Source organism: Streptococcus sp. NCTC 11567, assembly GCF_902141215.1.
GTDB classification, from domain to species: domain Bacteria; phylum Bacillota; class Bacilli; order Lactobacillales; family Streptococcaceae; genus Streptococcus; species Streptococcus dysgalactiae.
This window is the reverse complement of record NZ_LR595857.1, coordinates 943,549-961,135: the sequence shown is the minus strand read 5'-3', so window position 1 is coordinate 961,135 and position 17,587 is coordinate 943,549. Positions and strand designations below refer to the sequence as shown.

Annotated in this window: 12 protein-coding genes, 1 pseudogene and 1 riboswitch; of the genes and pseudogenes, 2 read left to right on the top strand and 11 right to left on the bottom strand. The window is 38.9% G+C overall.

The genetic code is table 11. The features are described 5' to 3' along the window. The first annotated feature begins 290 nt into the window (after positions 1-290). Positions 291-377, top strand: a riboswitch (glycine riboswitch). A gap of 120 nt (positions 378-497) precedes the next feature. Then, entirely contained in the window at positions 498-1,835 is a 1,338-nt protein-coding gene (locus tag FQT67_RS04925) for a sodium:alanine symporter family protein (RefSeq protein ID WP_046177290.1), read from the top strand. 105 nt (positions 1,836-1,940) lie between these two features. Then, complete coding sequence (locus FQT67_RS04920) at positions 1,941-3,176, top strand: cation diffusion facilitator family transporter (RefSeq protein ID WP_003057743.1); 1,236 nt, start codon at positions 1,941-1,943, stop codon at positions 3,174-3,176. Positions 3,177-3,195: 19 nt separating this feature from the next. On the opposite strand, the pseudogene FQT67_RS04915 reads toward FQT67_RS04920, so the two are convergent. From FQT67_RS04915 to FQT67_RS04865, 11 genes and pseudogenes are all read right to left on the bottom strand, one after another. After that, positions 3,196-4,655, bottom strand: a pseudogene (locus FQT67_RS04915) (IS1182 family transposase). A 231-nt stretch (positions 4,656-4,886) separates the two neighbouring features. Continuing rightward, entirely contained in the window at positions 4,887-5,729 is an 843-nt protein-coding gene (locus tag FQT67_RS04910) for an amino acid ABC transporter substrate-binding protein (protein ID WP_012767004.1), read from the bottom strand. Positions 5,730-5,741: 12 nt separating this feature from the next. Continuing rightward, entirely contained in the window at positions 5,742-6,371 is a 630-nt protein-coding gene (locus FQT67_RS04905; protein WP_014407625.1) for an amino acid ABC transporter ATP-binding protein, read from the bottom strand. A 9-nt stretch (positions 6,372-6,380) separates the two neighbouring features. Beyond that, on the bottom strand, positions 6,381-7,022 hold the full coding sequence (locus tag FQT67_RS04900; protein ID WP_002992417.1) for an amino acid ABC transporter permease: 642 nt from the start codon (positions 7,020-7,022) through the stop codon (positions 6,381-6,383). A 106-nt stretch (positions 7,023-7,128) separates the two neighbouring features. Continuing rightward, on the bottom strand, positions 7,129-7,464 hold the full coding sequence (locus FQT67_RS04895) for a zinc ribbon domain-containing protein YjdM (RefSeq protein WP_002989626.1): 336 nt from the start codon (positions 7,462-7,464) through the stop codon (positions 7,129-7,131). Between the two features lie 195 nt (positions 7,465-7,659). Then, the gene (gene glmS / locus FQT67_RS04890) at positions 7,660-9,474 is read right to left on the bottom strand and encodes a glutamine--fructose-6-phosphate transaminase (isomerizing) (RefSeq protein WP_046177574.1); all 1,815 of its coding nucleotides are present in this window, start codon (positions 9,472-9,474) and stop codon (positions 7,660-7,662) included. 183 nt (positions 9,475-9,657) lie between these two features. Beyond that, positions 9,658-10,215 (bottom strand): signal peptidase I, encoded by a 558-nt coding sequence (gene lepB, locus FQT67_RS04885; protein ID WP_003053555.1) that lies wholly within the window; start codon positions 10,213-10,215, stop codon positions 9,658-9,660. A gap of 157 nt (positions 10,216-10,372) precedes the next feature. Then, positions 10,373-11,506: an ISAs1-like element IS1548 family transposase gene (locus FQT67_RS04880; RefSeq protein ID WP_115256893.1), complete on the bottom strand. Its 1,134-nt coding sequence runs from the start codon at positions 11,504-11,506 to the stop codon at positions 10,373-10,375. A gap of 200 nt (positions 11,507-11,706) precedes the next feature. Next, entirely contained in the window at positions 11,707-13,209 is a 1,503-nt protein-coding gene (gene pyk, locus FQT67_RS04875) for a pyruvate kinase (RefSeq protein ID WP_003053551.1), read from the bottom strand. Between the two features lie 62 nt (positions 13,210-13,271). Beyond that, the gene (gene pfkA, locus FQT67_RS04870) at positions 13,272-14,285 is read right to left on the bottom strand and encodes a 6-phosphofructokinase (protein ID WP_003053569.1); all 1,014 of its coding nucleotides are present in this window, start codon (positions 14,283-14,285) and stop codon (positions 13,272-13,274) included. A gap of 79 nt (positions 14,286-14,364) precedes the next feature. Next, positions 14,365-17,475 (bottom strand): DNA polymerase III subunit alpha, encoded by a 3,111-nt coding sequence (locus FQT67_RS04865; RefSeq protein ID WP_046177556.1) that lies wholly within the window; start codon positions 17,473-17,475, stop codon positions 14,365-14,367. Positions 17,476-17,587: the final 112 nt, after the last annotated feature.

Sequence of the window (17,587 nt, the reverse complement as noted above, 5' to 3'; positions counted from 1 at the left end):
ACATCTCTTTTAGTAACCCTAAAATTATATCATGTTTCTTTGTAAAATAGCAAAGGAGATCTCAAACACCTCTGAGAAGATTTGTCCCTTTTTAGCGATAAGCAGCTCATAATGATAACGGTTTCTCAAAAAATTCCTTATTATTCCTCTATTTTGATTGACTTCATTCGTATTTTCCGGTATGATAGACATAATTTAATAAACCGAATGATGTCATGCAGGAGAAGAAAGTTATTTCGCCGAAGGAGTTATACTCTCAGGTGTCCACCTATTGGACGGGACTGTTTGATGGACGGACTTCTGGAGAGACCTTATTAGGCGCCGAAGGGGCAAGGCAAACTGCTCAATCTCTCAGGCAAAAGGACAGAAGATAAGATAGAAAAACCATTAAGTCACCACTTAGTCTTTTTGCGTTTGCTATATTATCATTGCTTCAGAAGTTGTCTCTCAGAGATAGCTTTTTTCTTTTGCCAACTTCGATAATTTAGGAGAAACAAATGATTACAATCGCTAAACTAATGGATGATTTTGTCTGGGGACCGCCCTTGTTAATCTTACTGGTTGGTACTGGTATTTACCTTACGAGTCGTTTAGGCCTCATCCAAATCTTAAAACTACCAAGAGCTTTTAATCTTATTTTTTCAGATGATGATGGTCACGGAGATATTTCATCCTTTGCTGCCCTTGCAACCGCACTTGCCGCTACCGTTGGTACAGGAAATATTGTCGGAGTCGCCACTGCTATCAAATCAGGCGGCCCTGGAGCGCTCTTTTGGATGTGGGTAGCTGCTTTTTTTGGAATGGCGACTAAATATGCCGAAGGAGTATTAGCTATCAAATATCGTACAAGAGATGCCAATGGCCATATTTCTGGTGGACCTATGTACTATATCGTTAACGGTATGGGACAAAAATGGAAACCGTTAGCTATTCTTTTTGCTGGGTCAGGTATTCTGGTAGCCCTCTTTGGCATTGGTACCTTTGCTCAAGTCAATTCCATTACTTCCTCTCTAGGGCACAGCTTTGGCTTATCACCACAGGTTGTTAGTATTATCTTGGCTATATTTGTTGCTACCATTATTTTCGGAGGTATCCATTCTATCTCCAAAGTGGCTGAAAAAGTCGTTCCTTTCATGGCTATTTTCTATATTCTTTCAAGTTTGGCTGTTATTTTCATACATTATCAGCACATTGTTCCCGTTATTCGTTTAGTGCTCCAATCCGCCTTTACACCAACTGCTGCTATTGGAGGATTTGCAGGTAGTATGGTTAAAGATGCTATCCAAAAAGGGATTGCACGCGGGGTTTTTTCAAATGAATCTGGACTAGGCTCTGCTCCTATTGCAGCAGCGGCAGCTAAAACCAACGAACCAGTTGAACAAGGATTAATTTCGATGACAGGAACCTTTATCGATACCATTATTATTTGCACTTTAACAGGATTGTCAATCCTAGTCACTGGGCAATGGACCGGTCCTTTAGAGGGAGCACCTTTAACGCAATCTGCCTTTGCTTCAGTTTTTGGAAATTTAGGAACTTTTGGACTGACCTTTTCCCTTGTTCTTTTTGCTTTTACAACAATCTTAGGTTGGAGCTACTATGGTGAACGCTGCTTTGAATTTCTCTTTGGTATTACTCACCTAACTTACTTCCGTATTGCTTTTGTGTTAATGGTAGGTCTTGGTGGATTCCTCAAATTAGAGCTTATTTGGATTTTAGCTGATATCGTGAATGGTTTAATGGCGCTCCCTAATCTTATCGCCCTTTTAGCCTTATCTCCTGTAGTCATCCATGAAACAAAACATTACTTTCTCAAGCATCAATTCAATCAGTAACACCCAAACCTGCCTAGCCTTCTTTCATCTATTTCAAAGAGGCTAGGCTTTTTAGTTCAGCTAGTTTTTATGGTATAATACGGTATTGATATCAAAGGAGTAACCATGACACAAGATCCCATTGAAAACTTAAAATTGGCCAAAAGAGGTCCAATTGTCAGCATTATGGCCTATCTGTTGCTAAGCATTGCTAAGTTATTAGCGGGCTATCTGCTCAACGCTAGCTCGCTGATTGCTGATGGCTTTAATAATTTATCAGATATTGTAGGAAATATAGCTCTTCTCATCGGGCTTCACCTAGCTAGTCAGCCTGCTGATGCCAATCACAAATTTGGCCACTGGAAAATTGAGGATCTCTCAAGCCTTATCACCTCTTTCATTATGTTTATTGTTGGTTTTCAAGTCCTTATCCAAACCATACAAAGTATTTTCAGTGGTGAGCAGACACCGATTGATCCTATCGGTGCTATTGTTGGTATCCTCTCTGCTCTCATTATGCTTGGGGTATATACTTTCAATAAACGGCTTTCCAAGCGTGTTAAATCAAGCGCCCTTGTTGCTGCCTCCAAAGACAATCTGTCTGATGCAGTGACTTCTCTTGGAACTTCTGTTGCCATTGTAGCAGCTTCATTAAAACTTCCTATTATTGATCGCCTGGCTGCTTTGATTATTACTTTTTTCATTCTTAAAACCGCTTTTGATATTTTCATGGAAAATGCTTTTAGCCTATCTGATGGCTTTGACAGCCGTCATTTAAAGAAATACGAAAAAGCTATTCTAGAAATTCCTAAAATTGTTGCTGTAAAATCACAACGCGGTAGAACCTATGGGAGCAATGTTTACCTTGACATTGTTCTTGAAATGAATCCTGACCTTTCTGTTTACGAAAGTCACGCCATCACCGAACAGGTTGAGCAATTACTCAGTGATCAATTCGCTATCTATGATATTGATATCCATGTGGAACCAGCCATGATTCCCGAAGACGAGATTTTTGATAATGTCGCCAAAAAGCTCTACCGCTACGAAAAATTAATTTTGAGTAAGGTTCCTGACTATGACCACTACATTGCTAAGTCTTTCCAACTGATTGATGCGAATGGCCAAACAGTTAACTATGAACAATTTTTGAACCAAGAAATTTATTATCCAAGTAACTTCAAGCATTTTCAGATTGAATCCATTAGTCAAAAAACGATGTTGGTGACCTACCAGTTAAATGGCAATTGCCATACTAGCATCTGGAGACGTCATGAAGTTTGGTGTCTACTCTTCCATCAAATCACTCCTATTCAACAAGAGCAGCGCCTAAAACGTCATTATCGAATTGTAAAAGGATAAACAGATAAAAAACCACTAATCACCAGATTAGTGGTTCAGATTGAAGACAAACATCGATTTGGTGTTTGTCTTTTTTAGTGTTTTTAGATAAAAATGGCTGTTTCCGTGCTTAAACCACCTCATCTGAACAAAATAAAAAGGCTCTCCCGCCATCCTTTTGACCAGTTTTTTGAGATTTAAGCATGCCAAAGTCAGTCCAACCTTATCTTCCATTTTGGACTTGCCTTTCTCTCTCGTATAGCGGAGATTGTGGTATTCCTTGGCTGTGCCAAACAGTCGTTCAATCGTCTCTTTCCGATGCTGGTAGAGCTCCTTCATCCCCCTTTGATGACGAATGTCCTCGCACTGTTCCAAATAGTCTTTCCAAATATGCCGTGTGACAACTTTTTGGTGGTTCTTACTGGTCGTACATACAGATAACAGGGGACAATTGGCACAAATTGCAGGGTCACTTTTGTATTCTCGGTAGCCTTCTCTGGTCGTAGTGCGGTAGGTCAAGGCTTGATGTTCAGGGCAGATGACACAATCAAAGTGCTCATCATAAATCAATTCTTTCGGACGTAGAAGGTCTTTCTTTCCTCTTGGCCGTGTGTAAGGAAGGACAGGAGTGATCTCCTTATCAATCAGAAACTTGGCAATGCTAGGAATGTTATAGCCGGAATCCGCAATAATAAACTGTGGTTTCAAGGGTTCAAGCTTGGCAAAAAGTTCAGGAAAAGCCTGACTATCATGGATATTGCCAGCCTCAACACTATAAGCAAGCGCCCATCCATACTTGTCACAAGCCACCTGAGCAGAATAAGCGAAGACTTCCTTATGATCACCTTTGTGAAACCAGCCACTTTCTGGATCGGTTGTGGAGATTTTCTTAGCGACGGGCTCTAGCTCTTTGGCGGGCCCTAGCGGCTTTTTTCCATGCTTCTCCCTATCCCGATTGATTTCGATTTCTAGCTGTTCACTCATGAACTTGGCTTGTTTTTCCACCTCTCGGTTGATGAACTTGCGAGTATTAGCCGCAGCCTTAATATGAGTCCCATCTATGAAAATCTCCGTCGGGTCAATCAGGTCTGTATTGATACATAGCCCAAGAATATGCGTAAAAATGGACTCAATCAAGCCTTTTTCTTGAAAGCGACGGGAATAATTTTTGCCATAGGTTGTGACATGTGGCACCTTGTCATCCAAAGTCAAACCTAAAAACCAGCGATAGGCAGTATTCACTTCAATATCCTTGATGGTCTGACGCATGGAACGAATGCCATAAAAGCACTGAATCAGAGGGATTTTAACCAATATGACAGGATCAAGGCTAGGGCGACCATTATCAGACGAATAGGTGTCTTCTACTAGGTCATAGATGAAGTCGAAGTCAATCACAGCTTCCACTTGGCGCAGGAAATGTTCATCAGGCACTAACTGGTCAAGGGTATAGAAACCGTACTGATTGCGGTTATAATCAGGTTTTTCTTTGTGTAACATAGGAGAACCTCACAAGTCCTTTTTCTTATATTATACTCCTAAATATCATGAAAAGCCCCTAGAAAAGTGATTCTAAGGACTTTGTCTTCAGTCTGAAACCACTAATCACCAGATTAGTGGTTTTTGTCAGTTGCCTTTTATGGCTTCTTGCTAATACGACTGACAAAGAAAGCAATCATATAGTTTCTAATCGACCATTTGTAGGAACACAAAAAGAGACTATCATCTCTTTTAGTTTTGGATTTGAGTTGTAGCAACATCTTCTCCAAACCATTTTTGAGAAATGGCTTGGAACTCACCATCTTGATACATTTTTTTCAAGGCTTCATTAATTTTCTTCTGCAAGGTCTTGTCTTCTTTTCTAAGCCCTACAGCAAACTGTTCATTGTCAAATCCGGTCGAGACCAGTTGGTAATCATCTAACTGATTTTCTTGCTTTAGGTAGTAGTTAGCGTAAACTTTATCAATAAGTAAACCATCAATACGATTCGTTTTCAGATCAATAAAAGCTTGCGTAAACGTTTCATACTGAGTCGCATCTTGGTCTTTAACCAAGTCTTTTAAGACTTTATGATGTCTTGTCAAGGCATCATAACCAGACGATCCGGATTGGGCTCCTAGAACCTTATTTTTCATATCAGAAGTGTCAGTAATTCCAGATGATTTTTTAACTACAATCACTTGCTCATTTTTCATATAAGGAATAGTAAAAGCTACTTTAGCCTGACGTTCCTTCGTCATAGAATAGCCATTCCAAATCATATCGATTTTACCATTTTTTAACTCGGCTTCTTTCAAATCCCAATTAATAGCTTGAAAATTAACGGTAATGCCATATTGCTTAAAAACTGCCTTAGCTAAATCGATATCAAACCCCTTATTGTCTCCACTCTCATCTTTATACCCCATCGGAACAAAGGTATTGTCGAAACCTAAAGTAATGGTTTTTTCTTTTTGGTATGTTTTCCAAGCATCTCCTGATTTTGCGGTTTTATTAGCTGTTCCGCAAGCTACTAACAGTAAACTAATAGCTGCTAAGAAAACGATTCTTATACTTCTTCTCATGGTCATCATATCGCTCCTCTTCTATTTAGGATTAACCCTAATAATACGATCTGAGATGGCTTCGGCAAAAACAAGATCGTGAGTGACTACAATTTGAGTTATTCCCATTTCACGGTTTTGAACAATCAAGGCTTCTACCGTCTGACGTAATTCAGGATCTAGAGCACTGGTCGGTTCATCGTAACCGATAATTTGAGGGGCAATCATCATGGCTCTTGCCAAAGCAACCCGTTGTTTTTGACCTCCAGATAACGAATAGGGATAAACTTGGGCATGTTCTTTTAATCCTAAACGTGCCAGTAAATCCAAAGCCTTTTCTTTAGCGTCAGCCTTTTGCTTGCCCATTGTAATTGTTGGAGACAGCGTTAGGTTGTCTAAAACGGTAAAATGAGGAAACAATTGAAAATCTTGGAAAACAAATCCAAGCAAGTTACGATTTTCCAAATGATCAATACCAACATCTTCGCCATTGTAAAAGACTTGACCTGAATCAATAGATTCAAGACCAGCCAACATCCGTAAGAGTGTTGTCTTACCGCCACCTGATGGGCCTACCAAAGAGAGCACTTCTCCGTCTTGAACGGTTAGATTAAAGCCATCAAAAATGGTTTTTTGACCAAACTGTTTGGAAATATTTTTGAGTTCTAACATGAAGCCTCCTTACTGATAATAATTAAACCGTTTTTCAACTTGTTTTGAAATAATCGTGACCAGTCCAATTAAAAGCAAATAGATAAGACCAGCGATAAACATAGGGGCTAAGGTCGCATCCCTATTGGCTGCCGTCTTACTTGCTAATAAAAGATCTCCTACACCGAGTACATAGACAAGGGAAGAATCTTTGACCAAATTAATGACTTCATTGAAAACACTTGGTAACACAATTTTAAACACTTGAGGCAAAATAATATAACGAATGGTTTGAAGAGGTTTTAACTTTAATACTTTAGCTGCTTCATATTGACCTTTTGGAATAGCCTCAATCCCACCTCTAAAAATTTCAGCAAAGTAGGCAGCATAATTCAAAGTAAACGCCAAAATAGCAGCTGGCATTCGATCAAAACTAATCCCCACACTTGGCAAAACATAATAGAAAAAAATCAATTGAAGTAGTAATGGTGTCCCTCGCATCATCCACACGTATAGGGTCAAAAACCACTGTAGCGGTTTAAAGGGAATCTTCATCAAGAAAGCTAAAATAGCCCCTAAGGGTATAGAAAGAATGATAACAATAAAGAATACTTGTAAGGTCACCAAGGCACCATCTAATAAGCTGGGTAAAACTTGCTGAATATAGGTCATGTTGCCTCCTAAAACTGAATATTTTACTATTATACCAAATTTGAACGTATTTGGGGAGAGGTTTTTTTATAAAAATACAACCAGATCAGCTGGTTGCGTATTATTATTAGATTTTCTTGACAAATTCTGATTTCAATTTCATCGCGCCAAACCCATCAATCTTACAATCAATGTTATGATCACCTTCCACCAGGCGAATATTTTTAACACGAGTCCCTTGTTTCAGGTCTTTTGGAGCGCCTTTTACTTTCAAATCTTTAACCACAGTAATGGTATCACCATCAGACAGTCGGACACCATTGCTATCTAAAACAACAAGTCCTTCTTCTTCAGTCGCTTCTTCGCCTGGTGTCCATTCAAAAGCACACATTGGACAGATTAATAAAAGACCATCTTCGTAAACATATTCAGACTGGCATTGCAAACAATTTGGTAATGACATCTTACACTCCTAAACATTTCTTAATGTTACCATTTTACTTTAGAATCAATGATTTGACAAGATGAATACGTTCTCATCAGAAGATGACTATTCTTCTTGTATAGCTTTTCTCAAGGCCATTTTCTAAGCTCTGCTATTCTCCTAAAAACAAAAAGCAACCACCTAACAGATGGTTGCCTTATCCATTATAATCATTTATTCTACTGTTACAGCTTTAGCCAAATTACGTGGCTTATCAACATCAAGTCCACGTTGTAATGAAGCGTAGTAAGCAATCAGTTGAGTTGGAATGACCATAGCAATCGGGGCTAGGAAAGGATGAACCTTATTGACAATAATGTCATCTCCCTCACGGTCAAGCCCTTCTTCCACAACTGTTAAAACATGAGCCCCACGGGCAGCAACTTCTTGAATATTACCACGCGTATGAGAGGCAACCAACTGACTAGACGATATTAAAGCGATTACTGGCGTGTCCTCCTCAATTAATGAAATGGTTCCATGTTTCAATTCACCAGCCGCAAAGCCTTCGCATTGAATATAAGAAATCTCTTTTAATTTCAAAGCAGCTTCCATCGCAACGTAATAATCATTGCCACGCCCGATGTAAAAAGCATTACGAGTAGTAGTTAGCAAAGCTTGAACCTTTTCTGCCACGAGATCTTTTTCAGACAAAGTCGCCTCGATAGATTGGGCAACCAATGACAACTCATGTACCAAGTTAAAGTCAAGAGCTTCTTGCTTACCATTTGCCTCACCAACTGCCTTAGCCAAAAAGGCAAGGGCAGCAATTTGTGCAGTGTAAGCTTTTGTAGACGCAACAGCAATTTCAGGTCCAGCATGAATCAACATGGTGTATGTTGATTCACGTGATAAGGTTGATCCTGGAACGTTAGTTACTGTCAAACTCGGAATACCCATAGCATTTGCCTTTACTAAAACTTGACGACTATCTGCGGTTTCTCCTGATTGGCTTAGTAGGATAAACATTGGTTTCTCGCTCAGTAGAGGCATGTGATAACCCCATTCAGAAGCCACTCCTAACTCAACTGGCGTATCTGTCAATTGCTCAAGCATCATTTTAGTTGCAAAACCGGCATGGTATGAAGTCCCTGCAGCTAAAATATAAAGGCGGTCAGCCTCTTGGATAGAGGCAATGATAGCTGGATCAACTTGCACGTTACCCATTTCATCTGCATAAGTTGAAATTAATTTACGCATTACAGTTGGTTGCTCATCAATTTCTTTTAGCATATAGAAGGGATAAGTCCCTTTACCAATATCAGATAAGTCTAATTCAGCAGTGTACGAATCTCGTGCCAGCTCTTTACCATCGTAGTCTGTAACAGTTACCTTATCTTTGGTTAAAATAACCAGCTCCTTATCATGAATTTCCATAAATTCACTGGTTTCACGAATCATGGCCATAGCATCTGAACAAACCATATTGTAACCTTCACCAAGACCAATCAACAATGGAGACTTGTTTTTAGCCACGTAGATAGTATCTGTATTCTGGCTATCCATTAAGGCAAAGGCATAGGAACCTTCGATAATTCCTAGAGCTTTTTTAAAGGCTTCTAACACTGATAATTGCTCTTCTTCTACAAACTTTCCGATTAGATGTACCGCAATCTCAGTATCTGTTTGACCCTTGAAATCATGGCCAGCCAAGTACGTTGTTTTGATGTGGAGATAATTTTCGATCACACCATTGTGAACAAGGACAAAACGTCCTGTTTGTGACGTGTGAGGATGGGCATTGTCTTCTGTTGATTGACCATGAGTTGCCCAACGTGTGTGACCAATCCCTGTTGAACCAGCAACATCTATGCCAATCTTAGCACGCAAATCCGCGATGCGCCCAACTGATTTAATTAAGTTTGTTTGATTGTCATTAGCCACAAAAATACCTGCTGAATCGTAGCCACGGTATTCAAGCTTCTCAAGACCTTGCATTAAAATATCTGTTGCGTTACGGTTCCCAACAACTCCAACAATTCCACACATTCTAGTTACCTTAGTAAGTTCCCTTACTACTTTCTTTCAAAATTCAATTAATTGGTATAGTCCTTAGATACCAATAAAAATATTATGTTTACAGTATATAACATCACCAACTACTTGTCAAACACAAAATTGGTATAGTCTAATCGACAGATTATGGACTAAAAAAAGAGAGCAGTTAGTTAACTACTCTACTTCTACAAATCCAAAATCGCTGAGAGGCAAAACTCTAAAGGTCACTAAGCCTTTAATCTGCGAGGCATCTATTAACCCAAAGCGACGACTGTCATTCGTATTTTTCCGGTTATCATTTAGAAGAAGATATTTTCCTTTAGGAACCTTTTGATACTTATCACCAGTAATAGTTGAAATTGTAAAATCTTCAGTGTATAAAGTTCCAAGAGGAGCGTTATTCAAGTAACGTGTCTTCATCTTTTCAAGATAGGCTTGTGATTCCACCATATTATTGAGGTAAAAAATATCATCCATATAGGTGACACTATCTCCCTCGACAGCAACAACACGGCTCACATAATCCTTTTTATCAACCCTGTAAACCACAAAATCTTTGTATTTAGGTTGAATGTTTTTCTTAATAGTGATTAAATCACCATTCTTCAAATAAGCATTGGCCGTTGCTGGGGTCACTTTAAAGGTTGAGAAAACAAAAATTCTCAACAAAATGACGCCAATAATCACAATTAATAACAATAATATATTTCTTATAAAATCTCGCTTTACCATATTAACTCCTAGTCTATTCCCTTATTATACCATGTTATAGACCAGAAAAAAAGCAGACAATTTCTAAGATCACGCCGTACGCATGAAAACTTTCTCTTCATCCTTTTGTGCCCGGACATCAATTTTGAAAAGATTCCTTTTTAAATCAATGATCTGCTTAGCCTCTTTCTCCAAATAATTGGACTAAATAATCTTCCAAATGGACAGAAATATACCGTTGTTTGCGACGATAACTGAGGTCTTTTTTAGGAAATACCATCACTTTGAGAAAATATAAGCACATTTTTCGGATAAGATTTAGGTTAAATGCGGCTCTTTTATCCAATGTCTGATGATGATCTTCATGATAAACAACGTCCAATAACCAGTGCATACTCTCTATCTGCCAATGACCTCGTACACAATTGGCAAATGTGAGGACATCCGGCTTAAAGCTAAAGATAAAATAACGATTCTCTTGACTCAGCTGACCATCCTTATCAATCGTGTTACGAGTCATCCCAATACCACGTAACTTATGCCATTTGGGATGATTTTGACACAACCATTTGATCTCGGAAGACACCCAGTATTCTCTAACTTCAATCTGTCCCCTAGATTTTTCAACAGTCTGATAATACTGTCCATTTTCTTGGAGTTCTTCCAATAAGTTGACATCACTAAAATAAAGAGCAATATCATCATAAAGTGTTTCTTGATTTCCTTTGACGGCTAAGCAATAGTCTGCTTTACCTTTAATAATCGTATCAACGATAGCCGTCTGCGTGCCCATTGCATCTATCGTTACAATGCTTTTACGGATATCAATCGTCCGCAATAACTGAGGAATGGCAACAATTTCATTACTTTTCTCCTCAACCGCTACCTGTCCCAAACTAAGATGATGACCCCCATCATAAGCCGTTACAATATGAACAGGCTTCTGATTGTTACCTCGATTGCCTCGAATCGTTTTACCGTCCACTGAAATCAGTTGATGAACGGCATCTAAGCTTGTCAATGATTGCTCAAATTGAACTTTAAGCTCTTTTAAACGGTCTGAATTAACAAGACTAATCACACGCTCTAAGGTATCATGAGACGGACAACCTTCACTCAAATCAACGTAGGTCGCAAACAATGGTTCATTCATTTCAATAAAATCTTCCATCTCCTTCCAGGTTTCAATGCCAGCTAACTGACAAACGAAGACAAGAAATAGAATGGTTGATAAGGGGTAGCGAATTTTCCAAGATTGACGACTATCCAATTCAACTGCGCAATCATCAATAGAAATAATAAAATCAATCATCGTAGTCACCTCATCTATAGTGTACTACTTTGATTGATTTTGTCATTATGAATCTAGTTTTCTGAAAACAAAAGTTTCTTCATGCGTTTGGCGTGTTTCTAAGATAAAAGAGTATGCATTGTTAGGGTAACATTTCTCTTCCAATAAAAAAGAGGTTAGAAGAAAACTCTTCTAATCCTCGATCAGTTACTTTAATAAACTTATTTTACAGTACGAACACGCATTGTGTTTGTTCCACCAGTACCAACTGGAACACCTGCAACGATAACAATGTTATCACCAGATTGAACCAAACCAGTTTCAAGAGCCACACGTTCTGCTACTTCAAACATGTCATCAGTAGATGCAGGTTTTTCAGCAAGAACTGGAATAACACCCCAGTTAATCATCAATGCACGTTGTACTTTTTCATCAAATGTTACAGCTAAGATGTCCGCATCTGGACGGAATTTAGAAATCGCACGTGCAGTATTACCAGTTTCGGTAATTGTAACCACAAGTTTGATGTCCATTGAATGAGTTGCATCTTTAACCGCTGAAGCAATTACATCAGTTTTGTTTGTACGTGGGAATGCAGATGAATCTAAACGACCATATTCGTTAAGAAGAGTTTGTGCATTACGATCAATAGTCGCCATTGTACGAACAGATTCAACTGGGTATTTACCATTAGCTGACTCTCCTGAAAGCATTGTTGCATCAGTACCATCGATAACAGCATTGAAGACGTCAGATACTTCAGAGCGTGTCGCACGTGGTTTTTCAGTCATTGTTTCAAGCATGTTTGTTGCTGTGATAACTGCTTTACCAGCTGCATTCACTTTAGTGATAATCATTTTTTGGAAAACTGGAACCATTTCAAATGGTACTTCGATACCCATGTCGCCACGTGCAATCATGATACCATCAGCAGCTTCGATGATTTCATCAAGATTATCGATACCTTGTTGGTTTTCAATCTTAGCAAATAATTGAACATGGTCGTTACCAGTTTCGCGACAGATTTCACGAACTTCCTCAACGTCTTTGGCTGTACGAACAAATGAGATTGCAATAAAGTTAAGTCCTTGTTCAAGACCAAAACGGATATCAGCATTGTCGCGTTCCGCAAGTGCTGGGAAAGGAATTTTAGTGTTAGGGATATTAACACCTTTTTGTTTAGCAATAATACCGTCGTTTTCTACTTCAACAATAAATTGACGTGTTGCGATATCTTTGTCGATCACTTTCAAACCAAGCTTACCATCATCGATAAGAATAGTATGACCTACTTCTACTTCATCGTAGATGTCAAGGCTACCAGCAACGTTCAAAGCAATAACATCGCGAGTTGATTGAATACCTTGTGTAGTCGCTACACGGATTTTTTCTCCAGTAACATAGCTGAACTCTTTAGCATCGTCTGCAAATAATTCAGTACGCATTTCAGGACCTTTAGTATCCAAAAGGAAACCAACTTTTTGACGAGCAATTTCTTCTGCAAGGCGGACAGTTGCCATACGGTCACCTTGTTCTTTGTGGTCACCGTGTGAGAAATTGAAACGGAAAACATTCGCACCAGCTTCAATTAATTCAGCGATTTTTTTTGCTGATTCTTCAACATCAAGTTGACCAGCCCAGTAGCCATCTTCTCCGTATTTTTTACCACCACGGATTTCAACCGCAGGACCAAGTGTTGCAACGATTTTTACGCGTTTATTCATTTTACTCTGAAACTCCCTTATTTTTTTGTCAATAATTGACAATTTAACAATTTTAACTAAACTTATTGTGACAATGAACGGTTCAAAGCTGCAAAGTCTAAACGAGCTTTGTGTGGATTATTAACAATAATCTTGCCTTCTTCAGTCAAGCTGAACAAAGCACCTTCTTCTGCAGTACCAAGGATTGGGCTTTCAACAAGTTCTTCATTATGAATACCAACAGCCAAGCCACCTTTGCCTTCTTTAAGTAGCTCAACAGCATGTGAACCCATCCAAGAAGCAATGACACGGTCACGAGCAGTTGGTGAACCCCCACGAAGAATGTGGCCAAGATTTGTCACACGAAGGTCACTCTTATCGCCAGCTTCTTTAAGTTTTTGAGCAAAAGCTTCACCACTCATAACACCTTCAGCTAAGACGATGATGTGGTGATTTTTACCTTTGTGTTCAAAATCATATTGGATTGTTGATACCACTTTTTCAATATCAAACTCTTCTTCTGGAACAATGATTTGATCAGCACCACTAGCAATACCTGCCCAAAGAGCAATATCACCCGCATTGCGACCCATCACTTCAACCACAAAAGTACGTCCGTGGCTTGATGAGGTGTCACGAAGTTTATCAATAGCTTCAACTGCTGTGTTAACTGCTGTATCAAATCCGATAGTGTAGTCAGTTCCCGCAATATCGTTATCGATTGTTCCTGGGATACCTACCGCTGGGAAGCCGTGCTCTGTCAAGCGCATAGCGCCATGATAAGAACCATCTCCACCGATAACAACAACACCTTCAATACCATGTTTTTTAAGTTGCTCAATACCAGCCAATTGACCTTCAAGTTGAGCAAACTCTGGATAACGAGCTGAGTATAAGAAAGTCCCACCACGTGAAATTTTATCTCCCACTTCTTTTGAACCTAATGGGAAAATATCACCGTCAACCATGCCTGCGTAGCCACGGTTAATACCATAAACTTCCATTCCTTCTGAGATTGCTTTACGAACGACTGCACGAATAGCAGCATTCATACCAGGAGCGTCACCGCCACTGGTTAAAACAGCAATACGTTTCATTTTTTGGTACTCCTTTAATTAATTTAACGTTTTTATTATAGCACATTCGTTTGCAAATTACTTCACTATTCGACTATTTTTATCGAAAAACCGTTTTCAAAACGTAGCTATGAAGTTTTTCTTCCAAGGTAGGGTTCAGTTGAACTTGGAGATTAGTTAATTCAATTGTTTCCTTATTTTCTTGATAGTGAATGACAACCGGAGTTTTTCCGGGGAAAGCTGCCAAAACTTGTGAAATCTGTGAATCAAACTGATGGTTTTCAACTAATAACCAATATTTTTGGCTAATAGCCATTTGCACTTGCTGACACACCATCTGCAGCCGGTGATTTCTTTCTTTAATTCTACCTTTTAGGTAATAGAGTTCTCCTTCTTTCAGCTGGTCTTTATAAATAGCATACTCTTCTGGAAAAAGGGTGACATCAAGCTTTTTCTTAGTGTCATTAACTGATAGGAACGCCATTTGCTGCCCGCTTGTTTTTGTCCTAATCGTTCTGATGCTATCTACTTGAACCAGTATGGTTGCTTCCTTATCCTTGACTAACTGTGAAATGGGAGTAAAAGCTTGAGTACTTTTCTCCGCAATGTCAATTAAGGGATGCTTACTCATACCAACCCCAATGAGTTCCTGTTCAAAAGAATATTTTTCAGTTGTTGAGTAATCTTCTGTGTCACCCCAGTTAAAGGAAGAGTCCGCAAATAAAGACCCCAGTTCATTGACAAACACTAATAACCCCTCTAAATTTTCTAAAATCTTTTTTCGATTAGGGTCAAAGCAGTCAAATAATCCTATTTTAATTAAGGGTTCCAAAAAGGCTATCTTTTGGTACTTTTCAGGTACTCGGGTCAAGAAATCTTCTACACTGCTAAAGGGTCTCTGTTCAATAATCCAATAAGCAAAATCTCTTGGTAATCCCTTGATGTTTTTTAGTCCCATGTAGATACTATTAGACTCAATTTTATCAGTGTATGGGATACTATTAATAGTAACTTGTGCCACTTGAAAGTTCGATTCTAGAGCGTCTGTAATGTAATCGCTGCTAGAGTAATTCATCATGATATCGTAAAAAACCGCAGGGTAGTGAGCCTTAAAATATGCTAATTGAAAAGCTAAGGCTGAGTAAGCAAAGGCATGACTACGGTTAAAGCCATAACCCGCAAATTTTTCCATCCGTTTAAAAAGTAACTTAGCTGTTTCTTCGGACCTCCCTAATTGCTTAGCACCTGCAACAAAAGCCTCTTCCATTTTCTGCATTTCAAGGAGATTTTTCTTAGACATAGCACGGCGTAACAAGTCGGCTTTTCCAAGCGTAAAACCTGCATAGGCCTGAGCAATCTGCATGACCTGTTCTTGATAGAGCATAATCCCATAAGTAGACTCTAAAATAGGCGCAATAACAGGATCAATTAAATCTATCTTTTCTTGTCCCTGGCGTCGCTTAATAAAATTCACAGTGTAATCACTGGCGCCCGGTCTATTTAAACTGGTTGTCGCCACAATTTCTTCAAAACGTTGAGGTTTAATGCGTTTTAAAAGATTGATAGCCCCATTTTGTTCGAATTGGAAAATACCTCTGGTATCTCCTTTAGCAAACAGGGCTAATGTTTTGGGATCTTCTAAGTCAATTGCTGCAATGTCAATGTGTTGACCATACTCTTTAGCAACCTTCTCTTGCATTTTTTGAACAAACGTTAAATTTCTAAGCCCCAAGAAATCCATTTTTAAAAGACCATTTGCTTCAACAGCATTAGCATCATACTGGGTAACCATCATCTCATCACCTGCTTTTAGCGGGATATGATTTGTTAGGTTATCATCACTCATCACAATACCAGCCGCATGAATAGAGGTCTGTCTTGGATTCCCCTCAATCCGTTGAGCTATAGTAAAAGCCTTTTGAAATTCAACTCGACTATTAATGGTTTGTCTAAAGGAAATATTCTTTTCATACACTGTGGCTAAACTATCTTTAAAACCAATCTTTTTAGTGAGATTAGTTAATTCATATTCTGGAACGCCAAACCGCTTAAAAACATCACGAATCGCTTGTTTAGGACCGAAGGTCGAAAAGGTGACAATCTGGGCAGAATGATCACTGCCATACCGATTACGCACATAGCGAAGAAATTCTGAACGGTAGATATCAGGGAGGTCAATATCAATATCAGGCATGCTATAACGTTCTTTATTTAAAAAGCGTTCAAAAAGCAAATCATGTCGTATCGGATCAATCCCTGTAATGTCCAGAGCATAGGCAACTAAACTTCCTGCGGCTGAGCCACGCCCCATTCCCATATAATAGCCCTTACTGCGTCCAAAACGAAGTAAATCCCACACAATAAGGAAATAATCATCAAAGCCCATGTCAGAAATAACAGTTAATTCATGAGCTAACCGTGTCTGATAAGGCTCTTGCCATAAGCCTTTAGCCACTAAACCTGCTTGAGTCAGTTCTTGCAGTTCTTGTTTAGCAGACTTATCACGATTAAAACGAGGCAATTTTAAGTCTGTATCAAAGTCATAGTGGATTCCTGACACTAAGTCTTCTAAATTCTGTAAAGCTTGGGGGCAGTGTGCTTGATAGCAGGCAGTTAATTGTTGACAATCTCCTAACTCTTGATCACTTTCTACCACAGGGGTTTCCGCCAGACTGAGGTTATCTCGAATGGCATGCAGCATGTGCAGGGTTTCCATATCATCTTGTGCAAAATAACGAACTGTCCTTAGGGGAATAAACTGCTTCTTAGAATCCATATGAGAAAAATCAGTATACTGGTCAACACCGATATAATAGTCAAAGGGAACCGCTAATGTATCGGTCCAGACCCTATTAGGAATAATAACCGCTAATCCTTCCAAATGTTGGCAGAGATAGTCCATCTGAAGCTTGCCCGACATTTTTGCCGTGGAAATCTTCAAAAGCTGATGATAGCCTTGTGTATTCTTGGCAATTAAATTAAGGAGCACCTGCTGCTCTTGATAGACAACCTCTACTTCCAAACCTAAAACAGGTCGAAGTCCATGTTTTTGGCAACCTCTAATAAAATGATAAGCTCCGTAAAGATTATCCCTATCCATAATTCCTATAGTTTGGTAGCCAAGTTGTTTTGCTTGTTCAAAATAGTGACTTAAATCAATCAAACTATCCATAAATGAATAAACGGTTTTGGTATCTAATTGAGCAAACATGAACTTCTCCTTTACTTGTCATATTACCTATTATACTATGAAAAAGCTTTTACTGCTTCTATTTTCCTTTATGTCTATTAACTTACTATTATATATGAAGAAAACAGCATAA